Raw genomic sequence first — 19,491 nt, 5'->3', positions numbered from 1 at the left:
ATTTTTATTTGGTATATCGACGCTTCTTTCTATAATAACATCGCCGCCATCACCAGATTAAACTGTTGATCACTCATCCATCTACCTAATATTTCTTTTAGCTTATCCTGTGTCTCTTTACGCGTCATCGGCGTATCTCTTCTCCCTCCAATATTCGTTTTTAGGGTTGGCTGGCTAAAATCAACTTTCGTAGCATAAATATTGTAATGTTGTTCCGGAACCACCAAGCCCAGAATCATGCCTGGCAAGCCGTGAATAGTTCCCGGACCTGCAGAAGTCGGGATCTGATCGGTATAAAAAGCAACCACATACACCGAATCCAGTGTAACGCCATTGGCTCTTCGGCATTCATAACCTGCAATATTTCTATACTCGTTGGTGATTTTCCACTTTACCTTTAGAAGTGAGTCCTGTACCAGAATTGGCGAACCTCCTATATCAAAGCTGGACTTAGAGATAGATTTTTCCAAATTTTGATAAACAGTCTGCTGATAATCCAACAAGCCTTGTCTTAAGAGGTTATTTATCATGGGTGGATGTGTCTGTTCAACATTTTCCAAGCTCATTTCCTCACCCCGAAAAGCAAGCTTTTTCTTCAGCACAGCTGTTTCACTCACTTTATCTATCATATCTTCAAATATCTTTTTAGAGAAAGCATCATCCTTCAAAGTAGAAATATGGCGCTTTAGTAAATTCTTCACGTGTACCGTCTTATCGTACTCGATACTCCCCTCTACCGGAAAATAAGCATATTGTCCATGGCTCAACTTTGTCGTGATCAACAAAGCAATTATTATATAAATATATCTTTTCATTAGTTACTTCCTCCTTTCATCGTTGTAAAATCCCAGGTCACTTTCAGCATGAAGTAACGGGAAATCGTATTATAAGTGTTCTGGGTGATAACGTTTCCTGATTGAAAGCGTCTGAACCCAACATTTTGGTTGAATATATCGTTCACATAAAAATCGAGTCTCAAGCTTTCATCTTTCAAGAATTTTTTAGACACGCCCGGTTTGAACAGGACGCGTTCAAATTTCTCATCAAATGCTTTTGTCGGAGCTTCATAGTCATAGGAAAGGTCTCCATACACGGATATTTTGAGCGGCAAGTACCAATTATACCAGACATTGGTTCGGTACGTGAAGCCAGAACTATTGAATTCCGGTTGTAAGGAGGTTTTCATATTCCGCCATCCGGGTTGAAAGCTAACACGAAAGTCAATATTCTTGGTGGTATTTTTTCTGATAGAAAGTCCAGCAGAATAATTGAAATTCGTATTCTCATTGAGTTCACCATTAATGAAATTATAATAATTACCGTAGCTTCCATCCACGTCGAAACCACCATCAATCTTATGTTTCTTAATCAACGGGAATCCACCACCTCCCCACAAGCTCAGGTTGTTCGATACATAACCATCCAAATTATCAAAGAAAGATGTTCTTACACCCGTCACTTCATCAATCATCACATTCTGTTGGATCGAGTTTCGAACCTGTCTCAGGTTTGCACTGACATAAGCATATTTCCCCTTCAGCATATTATAGTTATTGAAAAACATACTGAAATTATCATTCCTTGCCGGCGTCAATGCTTCATTTCCCACGATGATATTCAGTGGATCCGTATTTTGGCGCAAAGGTTGAATCTGCGATAAAGATGGTAACGTATTAGAATGATTATAACTGAAATTTAACCTTTTATTCTTGTTAATATTATACGTCACCCGCATAGACGGGTTATACGTCAAGAAGTCACGGCTCAATTCCATATCTTGGTAATTATTCCGCTGGAATAGATTATCGTTCCGCAAATTATTGGTAAAATTAATGTCTACCTTTTCCATCTTGTAATTGAAAGAAAGGTTCGCCGCATTGCGAATCGTATTGAAATCAAAATCATTACTGAATTCCGCATCCAACTGGTTGTAATTTCCTGTCCCATCATTATTGTAGGAATTGTTTACCGAATGCGTATTCGCGCGATTAAACTCGTATCCCACAGAAGCATTGAGTTTTTTAGTCAGTGGTTCTGTATACGTTACGGATGAACGTAGATTATTGGACTTACTGGAAATATCTTTATACTGATCGATTAATTGTGTTCTACTGAGATCACCGTTTTCATAAAAATTAGTCGTAGAATGTAGATAAGCGTCACCTTGGTTCTCAGCCACATTACCCGCTACACGCAGCGATAATGAACGTCCAATCTTATTGAACTTTCTCGTCAAATAACCGTCATACGTAAAATTCGAGTTGTCCGCTATCGATTTTTGTGTCCTTTCGTTACTATTCATCAAATTGAAATTCTCGTCTGAAGTTGTTGCATTTGTAAAGTTATCCACCTCCACTTTGCTCTTATCCGCAGATAATTTTAAGGTAAACGTAGTCAATGAATCCACCTTCAAATCGTATTTTGCATTGAATCTATGCTTACGGTTATCAGACTCTTGCAGCGAGTTGTTTGTAGAGTTTATCTGTCCGGCAACTAAGTTATTCTGGGAGATAGTGCTCTCTTCAATGTCATTTTGGATAATTCCATATTTATAACTAGCGTTTAACTTATGCTTATTTTGTTTCCATGCATCCGTCAAACTAATCCCGGTATTAAAAGCCTTTGGACGCCCCTTGCCATCCCAATAATCAAGACCGCTTCCCATGAAAAAGAAACCGCCATCATCGGACATTTCCATCTGCGACATACCAAATTTTTCTGACTCCTGCCAATCCAAGCCTAATGTTCCGTCATTGGCACCAATAGCATAAGCCCCAATCTTTTGCGATCCTCTAAATCGGTTTAATGCCAGTTTCCCCAGATAAAATTCATCCGTACCGCCACCTGCTTCCGCCTTTCCAAACATCCCTTTTTTGGCATCCTCTTTCAACGTTACGTTCAGGGTCTGTATACGCTCGCCGTCATCGACCCCGGTGCGCTCGGCTTCTTCCGATTTTTTCTCATAAAGTTGTACTTTATCCACCATATCCGAACGCAGATTACGTGTGACCAATGTCGGGTCATCACCGAAAAACTCTTCTCCGTCGACCAACACTTTTTCCACTGTTTTTCCCTGCGCAGTAATTTTACCATTTGCATCTACCGTGATTCCCGGCAATACTTTTAACAGGTCCTCTACTTTCGCATTTTTTTCTACCGCAAAACTAGATGCATCATATTCTACCGTGTCGCCTTTGATAACCACAGGAATTTTCCCCGTTACCATCACCTCCTCTAAGAGATTACTCACGCTTGTCAATCCTATCTTGCCTAAGCTAACCTCACCCTGCTCAGTAATTTCACGTACGTAATCCCCAAACTTTGGATAACTAACAACGACGAGATACGACAAAGAATCTGGCTTTACCAAGGAAAACTTCCCGTTTTCATTGGCTCGGGTAAAATCCACTAAAATAGAATCTTTGGCTTGCAGAAGCATAATAGTGGCATTGGTTAGCTTCGTTGTTTGATCGCTTTCATCAACAACCTCACCCGTGATCTTCGTCTGTCCATGCACAAGCATGAAACTGCTCACAAAGATTAAGGCAAACAGTAGGGTTAGTCTTTTCATTACAAAAATAGATAGTTTTAAATTTTAATAGCTGTGCGAAAATATTATAATTATGGTTGAATCTCTCCTCTCACATTCATATTTAACCATTCTTAACATCCTGTGAATTTCTTTACGGGAGGCTGCTTGGAAACACATCTACGAAAATATCATAATACTACGCCCTTTCCAAAGATCAGTCGTACTTTTCCTTCATATTAACAAAGATGTTGCAAAGAGAAGATGCTGAAATCCCTTTCTTTCCATAAATATGTCGCAGAATAGACCAAAAAGTTACAGGCCATTGGATTTATTGTTTAGATTTGTAAAAACTGGTAAATTATGCAGACAATTAAAGAATATGTTCAATCCAACAAGGACAGATTTTTAGAAGAATTATTTGAATTGTTACGTTTCCCTTCGATAAGTGCCGACCCTAAATATAAAGGCGATGTGCTTAAAACAGCTGAATTTGTAGCCCAAAAACTTCGCGATGCGGGAGCTGACAAAGTAGAGGTATGTCCTACAGCAGGAAATCCGATCGTTTATGGTGAAAAAATAATAGACAGCGCGCTTCCTACCGTTTTAGTCTATGGGCATTACGATGTTCAACCAGCTGATCCTTTGGAGTTGTGGGAAACACCTCCTTTCGAACCTACGGTAAGAGATGGTAAAATCTATGCTCGCGGTGCTGCTGATGACAAAGGGCAGTTTTACATGCATGTCAAAGCTTTTGAATACATGATGCAAACCAACACCTTGCATTGCAATGTCAAATTCATGATTGAGGGAGAAGAGGAAGTTGGCTCTGCTAACTTGGGCACTTTTGTAAAAGCCAATACAGATCGGTTGACCTGTGATGTGATTGTCATCTCTGATACGGCCATGATTAGCTTAGAACAGCCTTCAATCGAGACAGGGCTTAGAGGCTTGTCGTATGTAGAAGTCGAAGTAACTGGCCCTAACCGTGACCTTCACTCAGGTATATACGGTGGTGCTGTTGCCAATCCGGCAACCATCTTGTCAAAGTTAATTGCTTCCCTGCATGATGAAAACAACCACATCGCCATTCCGGGATTCTATGACGATGTCATCGAACTATCCGCTGAAGAAAGAGAAGCATTAAACAAAGCACCTTTTGATATTGAAGAATACAAGCAAGATTTGGGTATAGCCGATGTCTGGGGAGAAAAAGACTATACAAGTATCGAGCGCACAGGTATTCGTCCTACATTAGAGGTAAACGGAATCTGGGGTGGATACATCGGTGAAGGTGCAAAAACCGTGCTTCCGTCTAAGGCTTATGCCAAAATATCCATGCGCTTGGTTCCTAACCAAAATTCGGAAAGGATTACCAATTTATTCAAGAAACATTTTGAAAGCATAGCACCAGCTTGTGTCAAAGTCGAAGTAAAACCGCATCATGGTGGTGAGCCTGTAGTTACTCCTACGGATAGCATAGCTTACCAAGCTGCAGAAAAAGCTTTGGAAGAAGCCTTCAACAAAAAGCCTATTCCAACCAGAGGTGGAGGTTCTATCCCTATCGTTGCACTTTTTGAAAAAGAGCTAAATGTAAAAACAGTATTGCTGGGCTTTGGTCTGGATAGCGACAATCTGCATTCGCCAAACGAAAAGTATGGTATTGAAAACTACCTGAAAGGTATTGAAACAATTCCTTCGTTTTTCAAATACTATGCAGAACTAAATAAATAGAATGGGCATTTATGAGGATGTCTGGGAAAGCATCTGCTAAACTAAAAACGCGTTCCCGAAAGTATTCGGGACGAGAAGTGGTAGCGACAAAGCCTGCCTACCGCAGGCAGGCAATCTGCGTTTTACTATCGTCAGATTGCTTCGTACCTCGTAATGACGACGATAGTTATAGTTAGTCCTCCAGACATCCTCTACAAGTTTTATTACACCCCAGTATGAACAAAGCTTTAAGGAGACTACATCTAATTGCCTATTTTACTGCTATACTTTTTTATTTCCTATTGGGTTATCCCTTCCTGCTTTTTTATGCCCGCAACCCAACAAAGTATTACAATCAGCTTGTAAAGATGCGCAGATGGATTAGCTTAGCTGGTTTTTACACAGTAGGGTTTCGTATAAAGATTGAATACGAGCAAGCTATTGACTGGAACCGCAACTATATCATCTGCCCTAACCACACTTCTATCCTCGATATTACCGTCATCAATAACCTCTGTCCTTCCTCATTTTCTTTTATGGGAAAGATAGAATTATTGAAAAATCCGGTTACCAGAATATTTTTCAAGACGATAGACATTGCTGTTAAACGAGACAGTAAAGTATCATCCTTCAAGGCTTATAAAAATGGTTCTGCACTTGTACAACAGGGCAAGTCATTGGTCATCTTCCCCGAGGGAAAAATTGACGATCAATACCCCCCGACATTGCACCGTTTCAAGTCTGGTGCGTTTCGCATCGCAACCGAAAATAATATTGCATTGCTTCCCGTAGTCATCCAAGACGCTTGGAAAGTCTTATGGGATGATGGTCTAAAATCAGGATCAAAACCTGGTACTATCCACGTAAAAGTACTTGCCCCCATCCAAACCAATGGATTGGATACAGCAGCGATTGATTTTCTGGAAACCGACGTGTACAATAAGATGAAAGATGCTTGGGATATCTATAATAAATCGTAACTTAACCCCTGTTAGCAACATAATACATGGAGGATAACTACTTAATTCAGATAAACGATATCGGACGAAGATATGTCATAGGCGCAGAGGAAATCCATGCGTTAAAATCGGTCACCTTGAACATAAAAAAAGGCGAATTTGTGGCATTGATGGGGCCTTCCGGCTCAGGAAAATCAACCTTGATGAATATCTTGGGCTGTTTGGATACACCTTCCAAAGGCGAATATATTCTGAATGGGATAAATGTATCGGATATGAGCGAGGATGAGCTAGCAGAAGTGAGGAACAAGGAAATAGGTTTCGTATTCCAGACATTCAACCTCTTGCCAAAAAGTACGGCGATGGAAAATGTTGCTCTGCCGCTTATCTATGCAGGGTTAAGCAAAAAAGCTCGAGAGGAACGTGCATTGCAAGCGCTTGAAAATGTTGGATTGGGGAACCGTGTCGACCATAAGCCTAACGAATTATCGGGCGGTCAAAGACAGCGTGTAGCCGTAGCCCGAGCACTTATCAATACCCCTTCCATTATCCTAGCCGATGAGCCAACAGGTAACTTAGACACCAAAACTTCTATCGAAATAATGGGACTTATGGAGGATATCCATGCACGGGGTAATACGATTATTTTGGTGACACACGAAGAGGATATTGCGCAACATGCACACCGTATTGTTCGTATGCGGGATGGCCTTATTGAAGACGATTATCCAAATCCCGATGTCAAATCCGTACTCCCCCGGTTGAATGCCCTGCGGGAGAAAGGAACAGATTTTGAGAATATATAAATTTTAAACAACTATTTTTCAGTAAATTATATACTTAACATTCTTTTGACTTGCTTTAGTGAATAATAATGTTATTTTTGCGGAAAATGGCAACTATAAATTATTAGATATGTATTGGACACTTGAATTAGCATCACACTTAGAAGATGCGCCATGGCCAGCAACTAAAGACGAGTTAATTGACTATGCTATTCGTTCAGGAGCTCCTGTGGAAGTCATCGAAAACTTACAAGCTTTGGAAGATGATGGCGAGCCGTATGAAAACATTGAAGAAATCTGGCCTGACTATCCGACCAAAGACGACTTCTTTTTCAACGAAGATGAGTATTAAAACATAAAAAAGCCACCTTGAGGTGGCTTTTTTAGTAAATTAATCTTTTTAAGATGTCTTTCGTCTAATCCCTACAATGAGAACGATAATTACTATTCTGGTCATGGTATTGACCAACGCGCTATATGCACAGGATACACCCTCTGCTACAAACACCTCACACTTAGATATCATCCATAACTTCATAAACGATATTGCCAACAGTGAATCAAGGTCTGATGTCATCCTCAATAAACATGTCTGGCTTAGCGACTCGCTTGACAACGATATGTACGACTACCTTGAGGCAAGTATTGAGGAAATCAAGCTCAATCTCAGCACAAAAAATATAGATGAAATCCAGTACATTTCCTTTCAACAACTCCCGCGCAAAGAGACCCGGGACATCGACCCGGAAGGGAAACCGACGGAAAACATGTATTTCTTAAAGTACAAAGGCAGACAAATGTTGGCTATCTATATCGAAGACAACAGAATAGCGTCTTTTACCTTAGTTTCTAAAGGAAATCGAGTTGCGCATTTTGTCACGTATTAGATTCAGCAATAGGCTGTAAGCTTTATGCTATAAGCCTTCTATGATTACTTAACACAATCACGAGCGCGACAGCAAACACTGCTGGTGCACACGTGCCGTGTGTACCTCGAATATCAAGCGACATCTGTTAACTTAATACAATGGCGTTGACCGATGACCTCGGAAGTGTTTTTTTCTCAACACCAAACACTCTACCTCTGTAACAAGAAAACTTAAAAACAAGATATTAAACAGAAGTCTTTATTTTTTCATAATTTTTCTTGGAATTAATTAATAAATATATGACATTTGTTTTTAGATAATGTTAAAAATGAAATTCAGCAATGTAAATACAGCGTGGTGGTGGCACAACATCTAATGTTGTGGCGAAAACCTATTGCTTGAATTATTTACATCAAAAGATAGTGGGCTTGCCTTGAAAAGGCAGGCCTTTTTTATTCCTCCGCCATCGCGAAGCAAAAGATTGGAGAGAGAACTTTAACCATAGCTGTACAGATAATGCCTAAAGCTTACTGCATACAGCTTACAGCAACAGACAATGAAAGAAATACTAATACATCTATTCGAGTACAAGACATTTACGAAAGCGGAAGCTTACGAGATCCTGACCAATATTGCGACAGGAAAGTATGACTCCCATCAGATTGCGGCTTTTATGACCACTTACGGCATGCGTAGCATCCGTGTGGAAGAGTTGAGTGGTTTCCGCAATGCGATGTATGATCTATGTGTTAAGGTCGAGTTTCCGGGTTATGACCTGATAGACCTATGTGGTACAGGAGGCGATGGCAAAAATACCTTTAACATCTCCACTTTGGCCTCCTTTGTGGTCGCAGGCGCAGGTTATCATGTCGCCAAACACGGCAATGTAGGTGTTTCTTCAGGATGCGGCTCGTCCAATGTCATGGAATATTTAGGCTACACCTTTACCAACGACAAGGAAGAACTCAAGCGTCAGCTTGACGAAGCAAATATCTGTTTTCTGCACGCACCGCTCTTCCATCCGGCGATGAAAACTGTTGCGCCTATACGCCGAGCTTTAGGTGTAAAAACTTTCTTCAATATGTTAGGGCCCTTGACCAACCCTACGAACCCGAAATTTCAGTCTGTAGGCGTATTCAGTTTGGAACTGGCAAGGCTTTATAATTACCTTTATCAGCACACTGAAAAGCAATACAGCATTATCCATGCTTTAGATGGCTATGACGAGATCTCCTTAACAGGTGATTTTAAAGTCATCAATAACCAAGGTGAAAATTACTACACGGTGGAAGGACTTGGTTTCGAGAAAGTGCAGATGGAAGAGCTCTCCGGAGGTGATAATGTGCAGGACGCAGCTGTTATCTTCCGACAAATACTGGACGGCAAGGGTACAGATGTGCAAAACAATGTCGTATTGACCAATGCAGCCTTTGGTATCAAGACCTTTCACCCGGAAAAAAGTTTTGGCGATTGCTATTATGAAGCCGAAGCATCCTTGCTTGGAGGAAAAGCTTTAGGCAGTTTCAAGAAATTAGTTAAAGCATAACAGCATGTTGAAAATCAAGGTATGTGGCATGTGCGAGCAGAGGAATATCGAGACGCTCATGCAGTTAGACATCGACTACATTGGATTTATCTTTTACGAAAAATCCCCGCGTTATGTTGCGTATATACCGGACATTGACAGCAAGAACATCCGCAAAACAGGTGTCTTTGTCAATGCTGAGCTCTCGGTCGTTCAACAAAAAGTAGCAGAAGGTCTGCAAGTTGTGCAATTGCACGGTTCGGAATCTCCTCTTTTATGTACAGAAGTGCGAAAGTTAGGTGTGGAAACCTGGAAAGCCTTTGGTCTGCATCCCGATTTTTCGTGGGAGATACTGGAGCCTTATCTCGATAGTGTAGATTACTTCCTTTTTGATACCAGCAGCCAACAGCACGGAGGTACCGGTCAGGTATTCGATTGGTCAATATTGAATGATTACCCATATGACAAACCTTATTTCTTAAGCGGGGGGATAAGCTTAGACAACATTGCCCAAGCCTTAGAAATCCAAGATCCACGGTTAGTAGGATTAGATTTAAATTCTAAATTTGAACAATCTCCCGGTTTAAAGGATATTGAAAAATTAAAAAAAGCATTGAAAATTATAAAAGATGAGTAAATATCAAGTCAACGAAAAAGGATATTATGGTCCTTTCGGAGGAGCATATATACCCGAAATGCTATATCCCAATGTGGAAGAACTGCGTCAGCAGTATTTGGCCATCATGCAGGATAAAAGTTTTCAGGAAGAGTTTCAGCAATTGCTAAGAGATTACGTAGGACGTCCTTCTCCCTTATACCATGCACAACGACTATCGGAACGCTATAACGCCAATATCTTTCTAAAACGGGAAGATCTCAACCATACTGGTGCACATAAAATCAATAATACTATCGGCCAGATTCTCCTAGCTGAACGTTTAGGAAAAAAACGCATCATTGCAGAAACCGGTGCCGGACAACACGGTGTAGCAACAGCTACAGTATGCGCATTGAAAGGGCTGGAATGCGTCGTTTATATGGGTGAAATGGACATACAGCGTCAAGCGCCCAATGTCGCGCGTATGAAAATGATGGGCGCACAAGTTGTAGCGGCGCAATCGGGGAGCAAAACATTAAAGGATGCCACCAACGAAGCTTTGCGCGACTGGATTAATAACCCCGTAGATACACATTATATCATTGGATCCGTGGTCGGCCCTCATCCTTACCCCGATTTGGTTGCGCGCTTTCAATCCATTATTTCAGAAGAAACCAAAAAACAATTGCTTGAGAAAACTGGAAATGACCAACCTGATTATGTCATGGCTTGTGTCGGTGGAGGTTCTAACGCAGCAGGCATGTTTTATCATTTCTTAGATGATGAAACGGTAAAATTGATTGCCGTAGAGGCTGCTGGACATGGTGTGAATAGTGGCGAATCGGCTGCGACTACAGCATTAGGCAGAGAAGGTGTCTTACACGGCAGCCGCTCCATATTGATGCAAACGGAAGATGGACAAGTTGTAGAACCTTACTCTATCTCTGCAGGATTGGATTATCCGGGAATCGGTCCTCAGCATGCTTGGTTATTCAAAAGTGGGCGTGGTCAATACGTCAGCATTACAGACGACGAAGCTATGCAAGCCGGATTGAGATTAACGCAATTGGAAGGAATAATCCCGGCCATTGAAAGCTCACACGCACTTGCCTATCTGGAAAAAATGACCTTCAGCGGAAAAGAAAATGTGGTCATCTGCTTGTCTGGTCGTGGCGATAAGGATTTAGATAATTACATGAAGTATTTTAACTTGTAGGGGCAAAACATTTTTTGCCCCTACATCACAATGTATAAAAATGCAACTCAATAAACACGCAAACGGATTACTATCCATATATTTTACAGCCGGCTATCCATCATTGGATAGCACCTTACAAATTGCCAAGATGCTAGAAGAAGCAGGAGCGGATTTTCTGGAGATTGGTTTTCCCTACTCCGACCCTGTTGCAGATGGACCGGTGATTCAGCATAGCTCTGAAGTAGCCCTTCAAAATGGGATGAACATCCCCCTACTTTTCGAACAACTCAAGAACCTTCGTGAACAAGTTTCTATTCCAGTTTTTCTGATGGGGTATTTCAATCCCGTTCTTCAATACGGTATAGAGAACTTTTGTAAATCCTGTAAGGAAGTGGGTGTAAATGGTGTCATTATTCCAGATCTTCCGATGTATGAGTATGAGGAACTCTATCGGGACATATTCGAGGAAAACGGCATTAGCAACATCTTCTTGGTCACACCTCAAACCTCAGAAGAACGCATCCGGTATATCGACAACCTTTCTACAGGTTTTATCTACGTCCTGTCTTCAAATGCAACAACCGGAAAAACCTTGGAGGTTAAGGAATCTTCTGCAGCATACTATCAAAAACTTAAAGACATGGACCTCAAAAACCCGTTGGTTATCGGGTTCGGTATATCTTCCGCACAAACTTTCCAAAAAGCCACAGAATATGCCCAAGGGGCTATTGTGGGCAGTGCCTTTGTTAAGCTATTAGGCGAACCGGATTACATGGACAAAATTCCAAGCTTTATACAAGGCATTAAAGGATTATAGATAAAGAAGTAGAGACGTAGCATGCTACGTCTCTACTTCTTTATTAATTATTGTAGTGGAAGCGTTTCCACATCTATATTAGGCTGTTGACCATTCGGCACGCTTTCGAATTCCGAACCAATAGCCGTATAATCTGCGAAGAAACCACAATTCCGCAAATAGAAATCATTACCTTTTACACCTCCACCGTAGTCCAAACGATATGCCTTTCTCGCCGTAGCATCTGCCGTGAATTTCGCCTGCGTGCATTCATGCCACTTTCCATTCACATCCCTTACCCATTGATTAGCGAAACGAACATGTCTTTCCAAATTACCTTGTGAAGGAATAAAATTCTCTAAAAATGAGTGAAAGCGTTTCAGATATGTATTTGTTTTAGGGCGTTGGAACTGTGCAATAAGCTGCCAATCGCCTTTTTCCGGAGCAAATACCCAAGCCGTATATTCCGTATAATTGTTAGCAATCGGGCGGCCTCGTAACAAAAACTTATAGGTATTTCCCGTAATCCAGTTATAGCGCAAGAACGATTGTCCGCCTGAACCTTCATTGCCAAACTCGCCCGTATAAACATCCGCTCCTTTGGCTGTTAACAGAATTTTTTCGTCATCTGGAATCTCTTTTGGATTATCCGTATGGAAAGGACTCCATACCGAGAAAAGAATACGACGTTCCGTCGCACTGTTGACCTGTATCCCGAAATAACCTTCCCCGAATCCATTCGCCATGTAGTAAGACCCGACAACATCCTCACCCTCCGGTACCGTAATCTCATTGTAATAGTATTCAATATCTTTATCGGCAGGAGTTGTATAAGAAAGATGTACCGATGGGCCACGGCGTCCCCAATAGAAGTAATTTCCTTCGTTATCGGCTACATATTTTGCAGAATTAATCAACTCTTGATTTCCAGTTATGCGGTAGGACTGGATTGTCGGAAGCCCTTGATTTCCGTTGCCTGACAATTTAATCGCGACATATCCCGTATCTTGCACGACAAAATCACCAACAGCAACTGTGCCGTTACTCTGCTGGGGATTGACCTGAACTTCCGACACCTGATTGCCAACGGATAGCTTTATAGAGGCCGACTCTTTCACTTCCCCAACTTGCACCGCTAGATTTATTGTACCCAATGTAGCAAAACGCACATAGGTTGCAAATTCACTGTCCTTGTCTCCCGCTTTTATCCCGTCTTCCCGGGTTAGGATTTTTGTTTCCTTGGGTGACTGCCAGGTATTACCCGATATAGGAACAATAATTTCCTTAGATGCAGTCTGTGCCATGATATCTCCTACCGAGAGGGCTGCAATTGCAGTCAAGGCTACCCATAATTTCTTTGTAATCGCTTTCATTTTCTTTTCAATCTCTGATTTCAAAGACTAATTTTAGCATAAAAAAAACAAAAAACCGACTGATTTTTTCAATCAATCGGTTGTGTAGCTGGATTGTTTCAGAAAACAAGTTCCTGTAAAAATTAACTATTACCTTTATTTCCTCCTGAACCCGGTTTAGAAATAGAGGTACGCATATCCGTATCCGCTTGGATATTCTGCATTTTGTAATAATCCATAATGCCTAAATTCCCGCTACGAAATGCTTCAGCCATCGCCATCGGCACTTGTGATTCGGCCTCAATAACCTTGGCTTTCGCTTCCTGAGCCTTTGCACGCATCTCCTGCTCTGTCGCTACCGCCATCGCCCTGCGCTCTTCCGCACGTGCATTCGCCACTTTCAAATCAGCTTCTGCCTGATCGGTCTGTAATTTCGCGCCCACGTTTTCGCCGATATCTATATCGGCAATATCAATAGAAAGTATCTCAAAGGCAGTCCCAGAATCCAAACCTTTCGATAATACGGTCTTGGAAATTCTGTCTGGATTTTCCAGCACTTCCTTATGATTCGTTGAGGAGCCAATGGTCGTTACGATACCCTCACCAACCCGTGCCAAAATAGTTTCTTCACCTGCACCACCGACCAATTGGTTGATGTTTGCACGCACCGTAACACGGGCTTTTGCTATTAGCTGAATACCATCTTTCGCTACAGCCGCAACAGGAGGTGTGTTGATAACCTGCGGATTTACAGACAACTGCACCGCATCAAAAACATCACGACCAGCCAAATCTATAGCCGTTGCCAGTTTAAAGTCCAAAGGAATATTAGCCTTATCTGCAGAAATCAATGCCTTAATCACTTTATTGACATTGCCTCCAGCCAGATAATGTGTTTCAATTTCATTGGAAGTAATGCGCAGACCCGCTTTCGTGGAAGTAATCATCGCATTAGTAACCAAAGAAGGTGGTACTTTCCTCAACCGCATCAACACTAAGTTCAACAGACTGATTTTCACATTGGACAACTGCGCTGTAAACCATAAGTTGACCGGCAACAAATACAATAAGAAGAAGAAGGCAATAACGCCTCCGACGATAATTAAGATTAAGCTAATTCCTGGATCCATACATTTTTTATTTAATTGTTCTTAAAGATATTATTTTCCTGCGTAAATCTCTAATAAAAACCTGTTCTAAAATTCAATACATCTTTTATAGATGAAAAAAATTAATTTTGCAAAGCGGTGTGTATTGAAATTATATTAAATTTAGAGATTTAATCTAACCACTATAATCATTATACTACTTGTGGAATTTATAATATTCTTGAATGTTGAAAAATGAAACATAAACAAAGACTTATTCGATGGGAGTTGGTGATTGCAGTCGCCATTGCCTATGCTATTGTTTTGAGCGCTTCCTTCTATTTTTACTATTCCATGAGTGCCAACATGGATCGCATTCAAGCAACAACCTATGATGCTCAGGAAAAATTAGGCATTCTACATGCTATTGAGAGCCAAATGCTGGAAGTTGAACAATTAAAGACACGCTACTTTGTACTAGATGACCAGCTTTCTTTCCAAAACATTGCCACATCACGGGATGAGATAGAAGATGCTATCCGCAACTTAAGAGCAGGCTATGAAAGCACATCATTATTATCGAAACAGATTGACAATCTAGAGAGCACCATAGCACCTATCATCAACCTTACAGAGGTTGAAAGACAGAAAAACGAAGATTTTGACAAAAATAAACGTGACCTCATCGCCGAGCACAGTCGAGTCAGTCGCCATATCACAACTATCCGGGAAGCATTAATCAGTCTACGCAACACACAGAATGATGCTATTTATGCTGCTGCCAATCGTACCAAAACCTTAGCTTACGTTGCCATCGGACTCCCCTTGCTTTTTATCCTGTATATTGCCAGCCGGGTTATCCGAATAAATAAGCAGCTCCGTATAAACAACCACGCGGCAGAAGAATTAAACAAAGAATACAAAGTCGCCCAAGAGAAAATCAATATGACCAACTGGGTTTTAAAAGAGGTCAATATATTGAATGAGAAGCTCAACGGCATAGATGATGAAAGAAAGATTGCCAAAATTGGTTTTGAAACTATACGGCACTCGACCAAATTCCTTGCTGGTGCTTTCTATATCAAAAAAAGCGATACACAGGAATATATATTACACGAACACGTTGGTATTGATAACAAGAATGGACATCTTTCCTCTTTCATAGATGGGGAGGGACTTCGCGGTTTGGCAACCAATAATCAAGAGATGATTATTCTGGATCAAGACCCAACACAAGACACCATACGATCTTCCTCCACTATTGCTTCTGATGTTTTGAAAAAAATCATATTAGTTCCTTTTGTATATGAGCATAGAAGTTGGGGGCTTTTGGAAATAGGAGTCGACTTCCAAAGTGAAAATGAATTGGAAAAGGTCACCAAATACCTACAGCGGGTAATGCGCACACTTGCTATGAGCATTAAATTCGGACAGGAACACACCTTGTTGGAGAGCTTATTTGAAGAGACCCAACAACAAACAGAAGAATTAGAGGCACAACAGGAAGAACTGCGGATTACGAATGAGGAACTTGTTTATAAGACCAATCTGCTGGAGGCATCCGAAGAAGAACTTCGCGTACAACAAGAAGAATTACAGCAAGCGAATCAGGAGCTACAAGATAAAGCACAGTTATTGGAAACACGCAATAATGATCTTCATCAAGCACAGCAAACTGTAGAGCAAAAAATTCAGGAAGTAGAACAAGCCAGTCGATATAAATCAGAATTTATGGCAAATATGAGCCATGAGCTTCGTACGCCTCTAAACAGTATTCTCATTTTGGCGAAGCTACTTCGTGACAATAAGGAAAAAAACCTATACGACGATCAGGTCAAATATGCATCCGTTATCCATAGTGCAGGAAGTGATTTGCTCTCACTTATCAATTCTATACTGGATTTGGCAAAAATAGAATCGGGCAAAGTGGAACTCAGCTTTGAGCAGATACAAACTACTTTTTTTGCAAAAACATTAGAAAATCTATTTGCAGCAACTGCACAGGAAAAGGACATTACCTTTAACATAGATATAGATCCATCGACTCCTGTCGAATTTGTCAGCGATGAATATCGATTAGAGCAGATTCTAAAGAATTTTCTCTCTAATGCATTCAAGTTTACAGAAAGAAAAGGACATGTCCAATTTGCTATTACAAGCGACCAAGAGCATATAACATTTACCGTAACAGACGATGGGAAGGGTATAGCACCTGACAAACAAGCCATCATATTTGAGGCATTCCGTCAGGAAGACGGTTCGACAAGCCGCAAATATGGAGGGACAGGCCTTGGTTTATCCATAAGCAGGGAGATAGCATCCCTACTAGGCGGAAAGATTACCCTGAAAAGCGAAATCGACAAAGGAAGCTCTTTTTCTCTGATTATTCCATTCAAACACACAGCCCCGACAGATACACCTATCGAAACGGTTGCATTTATTCCAGAAGAGAAAAAAGAAGTTCAACCTATCCATTCTTTCAACAAGAAAAACGAAGATAGCAATGTAGGCAAAACTCTCCTAATCGTTGAGGACGATGTTAATTTTGCAGAAATTCTCCGAGAATTTGCCGTTCAAGCAGGTTTTAAGGCCATTTTGGCACATGATGGCACCACAGGACTGCAAAAGGCCAAAGAACTAAAGCCCAATGCCATTATTCTGGACGTGATGCTACCCTTATCCGATGGATGGGAAGTCTTGCGAACCCTGAAAGCCGATGTGGAAACCAAACATATCCCTGTCCACATGATGTCTGCCGCAAACTTTGACCAAAGAGAGTTTATAGAACATGGTGCTATTGGTTTTCTTTCCAAGCCCGTGTCCGAATCAGCCATACAGCGCACCTTTGAAAATATCCATTTGAATATCAAAGAGGGCGTAAAAAGAATTCTGTTGATCGAAGATCAAGAATTTCAGAGCGAAGTCATCAAGTCCGCTTTTGCAGAACAGAATATCAATGTTATCCAAGCATTTACGGCACAATCTGGTTTGACAAAATTGACAGAAGATAAAAATATAGATTGTGTAATCTTGGATATTAAGCTCCCTGATGCCAATGGACTTGACGTATTGGACGCCATCAAATCGATGGAGAACCACCGTGAGACACCTATTATTATAAACACAGCATACGACCTTTCGCAGGAACAGATAGATAACATCCATCAGTACACCAAGGCAATGGTCCTGAAATCGAGTAAAAGCAACAGCCGATTGATTGATGAAGTTACGCTCTTCCTAAATAAGCTCAATTCGGACAACTATGCCCCGTTGAAAAATACGGAAAAATTAGAGCAGATTACCCCACTTCAGGATACATTAAAGGGCAAACATGTCTTGATTGCTGACGATGACATGCGCAATGTTTTTGCATTGACTACAGCACTACAACAGTACGATATGCAGGTAGAAATAGCCAATAACGGTATAGAGGCTGTAGAGATCGTCAACAATCCCGACACGGCTATAGACATTGTATTGATGGACATCATGATGCCCCAGATGGATGGTTATGAGGCAATCAGAAATATTCGCAAGGACAAGCGCCATGCTCATCTACCCATTATAGCGGTCACGGCCAAAGCAATGAAAGGAGATAGAGAAAAGTCCATACAGATAGGTGCCAATGACTATATTAGCAAGCCTATTGATATGGATAAGTTGGTTTCATTAATACGCGTATGGCTAAGCTAACGAATGCATACATTACCTTTCAGGAACTGGATGAGATCATCCTTCTGCTGAACAACATTTCGGACTATGACCTTTCAGGCTATAGCAAATCCTCTTTGAAGAGGAGGGTCCAGCGTATCATGGCCTTAGAGAAGATGGATATTGTCGATTTGAAAAATGCTATCACAAACATCGAAGGTTTTCAGACTTTCCTAATGAACGAAATTACGGTGAATGTTACCGAGATGTTTCGAGACCCGGATTATTACACGGCCTTGCGTACGGAAGTATTCCCCTATCTGGAAACTTTTCCTCGAATCAAGCTATGGAGTGCAGGCTGTTCTACAGGAGAAGAAGTTTATTCACTAGCCATTTTGCTGTCAGAAGCAAACCTCTATGACCGTAGCTTTATCTATGGTACGGACATCAACGGACAAGTTATCGAAACTGCAAAAAAAGCGATTTATCCACTGAAGAATATAAAGCTCTATACCGAGAACTACATTGCGACTACAGGAGCAAATAGTCTCTCTACTTACTACACCGCTATGTATGATGCGGCCATTTTCAATCAGCAAATCCGCAAGAATATTCTTTTTTCGCAACATAACTTAGCTACAGATTCCATCTTCAATGAATTTCAGTTTATTTCATGTAGAAATGTACTGATCTATTTTGACCCGGAATTGCAGAAGAAGGTACTCAATCTCTTATACAACTCCCTTAGTGAATTTGGCTTCCTATGCCTTGGTTCGAAAGAAAAACTACTCTACAGCGATTTGAGAGCCAAGTTTAAGCTGGTTAATCGAGATTTTAACATTTACCAAAAGATAAAATGACAGCGGTAGCCAAAAATATCATTCTTATTGGAGGTAGTGCTGGTTCCTATCCTATCATCATACAGATTATAGAAGCCTTACCTGTATATTTCCGTGCCGCCATCATCGTACTGATCCACCGTAATGCCCGTTATGAAACGCACATGGAAGAGACCTTGACCAAGAAATCAGGGCGCGTCATTAGCCAAGCCAATGATAAAGAACCCATTTTACAGAACAGCATATACTTTGCTACACCGGGATATCATCTTCTTGTAGAACCAGGTTATACATTTGCGCTCGATTCGTCGGAACCTGTAGCGTTTTCTCGCCCTTCCATTGATGTTCTTTTTGAATCAGCGGCGGATGTATATCAGAAAGATTGCACAGCTTTTCTTCTTTCAGGAGCGAACAAGGATGGTGCCAACGGTATATCTCATATCGACCAAATGGGCGGACAGACCTTCATTCAATCACCGGATGAAGCCTTAATCACAACCATGCCACTCAGCGCGATAGAACAGAGCGAAACAAGTACAATTTACTCCAACCAAGAGATTATCTCTTATTTTAGAAACTTAACATAACC

16 protein-coding genes are annotated in these 19,491 nt (G+C 41.0%); 12 read left to right on the top strand and 4 right to left on the bottom strand.

All coding sequences use genetic code 11. The annotated features are described in order from the left end of the window. Positions 1 to 29: 29 nt before the first annotated feature. Both BM375_RS15210 and BM375_RS15205 read right to left on the bottom strand, forming a co-directional pair. On the bottom strand, positions 30 to 815 hold the full coding sequence (locus tag BM375_RS15210) for a GLPGLI family protein (RefSeq protein ID WP_093367302.1): 786 nt from the start codon (positions 813 to 815) through the stop codon (positions 30 to 32). After that, a complete protein-coding gene (locus BM375_RS15205; protein WP_093367301.1) occupies positions 815 to 3,571 on the bottom strand; it encodes an outer membrane beta-barrel family protein in 2,757 nt (918 codons plus the stop codon). Before BM375_RS15205 ends, BM375_RS15210 begins: the two co-directional genes overlap by 1 nt. A 321-nt stretch (positions 3,572 to 3,892) precedes the next feature. Here BM375_RS15205 and BM375_RS15200 point away from each other — a divergent pair, with 321 nt between their 5' ends. The 9 genes from BM375_RS15200 (at position 3,893) to trpA (ending at position 11,993) form a co-directional block, all read left to right on the top strand. Beyond that, positions 3,893 to 5,263: a dipeptidase gene (locus BM375_RS15200; protein WP_093367299.1), complete on the top strand. Its 1,371-nt coding sequence runs from the start codon at positions 3,893 to 3,895 to the stop codon at positions 5,261 to 5,263. A 215-nt stretch (positions 5,264 to 5,478) separates the two neighbouring features. Continuing rightward, positions 5,479 to 6,222, top strand: coding sequence for a lysophospholipid acyltransferase family protein (locus BM375_RS15195; RefSeq protein ID WP_093367298.1), 744 nt, complete (start codon positions 5,479 to 5,481; stop codon positions 6,220 to 6,222). Between the two features lie 26 nt (positions 6,223 to 6,248). Then, complete coding sequence (locus BM375_RS15190; RefSeq protein WP_093367296.1) at positions 6,249 to 7,007, top strand: ABC transporter ATP-binding protein; 759 nt, start codon at positions 6,249 to 6,251, stop codon at positions 7,005 to 7,007. Positions 7,008 to 7,116: 109 nt separating this feature from the next. Further along, the gene (locus BM375_RS15185; RefSeq protein ID WP_002996718.1) at positions 7,117 to 7,338 is read left to right on the top strand and encodes a DUF2795 domain-containing protein; all 222 of its coding nucleotides are present in this window, start codon (positions 7,117 to 7,119) and stop codon (positions 7,336 to 7,338) included. Between the two features lie 76 nt (positions 7,339 to 7,414). Continuing rightward, the gene (locus tag BM375_RS15180) at positions 7,415 to 7,873 is read left to right on the top strand and encodes a hypothetical protein (protein ID WP_093367295.1); all 459 of its coding nucleotides are present in this window, start codon (positions 7,415 to 7,417) and stop codon (positions 7,871 to 7,873) included. A 538-nt stretch (positions 7,874 to 8,411) separates the two neighbouring features. After that, positions 8,412 to 9,401 carry an anthranilate phosphoribosyltransferase gene (trpD, locus tag BM375_RS15175; protein ID WP_093367293.1) on the top strand — a complete coding sequence of 330 codons (990 nt, stop codon included), beginning with the start codon at positions 8,412 to 8,414 and terminating at the stop codon, positions 9,399 to 9,401. 4 nt (positions 9,402 to 9,405) lie between these two features. Next, positions 9,406 to 10,017, top strand: coding sequence for a phosphoribosylanthranilate isomerase (locus tag BM375_RS15170; protein WP_244525927.1), 612 nt, complete (start codon positions 9,406 to 9,408; stop codon positions 10,015 to 10,017). Further along, positions 10,010 to 11,194, top strand: coding sequence for a tryptophan synthase subunit beta (gene trpB / locus BM375_RS15165; protein WP_093367292.1), 1,185 nt, complete (start codon positions 10,010 to 10,012; stop codon positions 11,192 to 11,194). The genes BM375_RS15170 and trpB overlap by 8 nt, the downstream gene beginning before the upstream one ends. Before the next feature lie 40 nt (positions 11,195 to 11,234). Continuing rightward, on the top strand, positions 11,235 to 11,993 hold the full coding sequence (gene trpA / locus BM375_RS15160; protein WP_093367290.1) for a tryptophan synthase subunit alpha: 759 nt from the start codon (positions 11,235 to 11,237) through the stop codon (positions 11,991 to 11,993). Between the two features lie 47 nt (positions 11,994 to 12,040). Here trpA and BM375_RS15155 read toward each other — a convergent pair whose 3' ends face one another. Further along, complete coding sequence (locus BM375_RS15155) at positions 12,041 to 13,345, bottom strand: DUF3472 domain-containing protein (protein WP_244525926.1); 1,305 nt, start codon at positions 13,343 to 13,345, stop codon at positions 12,041 to 12,043. Positions 13,346 to 13,467: 122 nt separating this feature from the next. After that, the gene (gene floA, locus BM375_RS15150; protein WP_093367289.1) at positions 13,468 to 14,454 is read right to left on the bottom strand and encodes a flotillin-like protein FloA; all 987 of its coding nucleotides are present in this window, start codon (positions 14,452 to 14,454) and stop codon (positions 13,468 to 13,470) included. 213 nt (positions 14,455 to 14,667) lie between these two features. Here floA and BM375_RS15145 point away from each other — a divergent pair, with 213 nt between their 5' ends. The 3 genes from BM375_RS15145 to BM375_RS15135 are packed head-to-tail and all read left to right on the top strand — an operon-like array spanning position 14,668 to position 19,489. After that, positions 14,668 to 18,105, top strand: coding sequence for a response regulator (locus BM375_RS15145; RefSeq protein WP_093367287.1), 3,438 nt, complete (start codon positions 14,668 to 14,670; stop codon positions 18,103 to 18,105). Continuing rightward, entirely contained in the window at positions 18,093 to 18,923 is an 831-nt protein-coding gene (locus BM375_RS15140; RefSeq protein ID WP_093367285.1) for a CheR family methyltransferase, read from the top strand. Before BM375_RS15145 ends, BM375_RS15140 begins: the two co-directional genes overlap by 13 nt. Continuing rightward, the gene (locus BM375_RS15135) at positions 18,920 to 19,489 is read left to right on the top strand and encodes a chemotaxis protein CheB (RefSeq protein WP_093367284.1); all 570 of its coding nucleotides are present in this window, start codon (positions 18,920 to 18,922) and stop codon (positions 19,487 to 19,489) included. Before BM375_RS15140 ends, BM375_RS15135 begins: the two co-directional genes overlap by 4 nt. Positions 19,490 to 19,491: the final 2 nt, after the last annotated feature.

Origin of the sequence: Sphingobacterium wenxiniae (assembly GCF_900116225.1) — a bacterium.
Classification (GTDB): domain Bacteria; phylum Bacteroidota; class Bacteroidia; order Sphingobacteriales; family Sphingobacteriaceae; genus Sphingobacterium; species Sphingobacterium wenxiniae.
The sequence above is the reverse complement of the archived record's forward strand: the minus strand, read 5'-3'. Positions and strand labels throughout refer to the sequence as shown.

Bases quoted from the DNA above. Each gene is read 5' to 3' on its own strand.
- trpA (WP_093367290.1), top strand. From the start codon at position 11,235: ATGCAACTCAATAAACACGCAAACGGATTACTATCCATATATTTTACA.
- BM375_RS15185 (WP_002996718.1), top strand. From the start codon at position 7,117: ATGTATTGGACACTTGAATTAGCATCACACTTAGAAGATGCGCCATGG.
- BM375_RS15155 (WP_244525926.1), bottom strand. From the start codon at position 13,345: ATGAAAGCGATTACAAAGAAATTATGGGTAGCCTTGACTGCAATTGCA.
- BM375_RS15190 (WP_093367296.1), top strand. From the start codon at position 6,249: ATGGAGGATAACTACTTAATTCAGATAAACGATATCGGACGAAGATAT.
- trpB (WP_093367292.1), top strand. From the start codon at position 10,010: ATGAGTAAATATCAAGTCAACGAAAAAGGATATTATGGTCCTTTCGGA.
- BM375_RS15145 (WP_093367287.1), top strand. From the start codon at position 14,668: ATGAAACATAAACAAAGACTTATTCGATGGGAGTTGGTGATTGCAGTC.
- floA (WP_093367289.1), bottom strand. From the start codon at position 14,454: ATGGATCCAGGAATTAGCTTAATCTTAATTATCGTCGGAGGCGTTATT.
- BM375_RS15200 (WP_093367299.1), top strand. From the start codon at position 3,893: ATGCAGACAATTAAAGAATATGTTCAATCCAACAAGGACAGATTTTTA.
- BM375_RS15210 (WP_093367302.1), bottom strand. From the start codon at position 815: ATGAAAAGATATATTTATATAATAATTGCTTTGTTGATCACGACAAAG.
- BM375_RS15205 (WP_093367301.1), bottom strand. From the start codon at position 3,571: ATGAAAAGACTAACCCTACTGTTTGCCTTAATCTTTGTGAGCAGTTTC.
- BM375_RS15140 (WP_093367285.1), top strand. From the start codon at position 18,093: ATGGCTAAGCTAACGAATGCATACATTACCTTTCAGGAACTGGATGAG.
- BM375_RS15135 (WP_093367284.1), top strand. From the start codon at position 18,920: ATGACAGCGGTAGCCAAAAATATCATTCTTATTGGAGGTAGTGCTGGT.
- BM375_RS15170 (WP_244525927.1), top strand. From the start codon at position 9,406: ATGTTGAAAATCAAGGTATGTGGCATGTGCGAGCAGAGGAATATCGAG.
- trpD (WP_093367293.1), top strand. From the start codon at position 8,412: ATGAAAGAAATACTAATACATCTATTCGAGTACAAGACATTTACGAAA.
- BM375_RS15180 (WP_093367295.1), top strand. From the start codon at position 7,415: ATGAGAACGATAATTACTATTCTGGTCATGGTATTGACCAACGCGCTA.
- BM375_RS15195 (WP_093367298.1), top strand. From the start codon at position 5,479: ATGAACAAAGCTTTAAGGAGACTACATCTAATTGCCTATTTTACTGCT.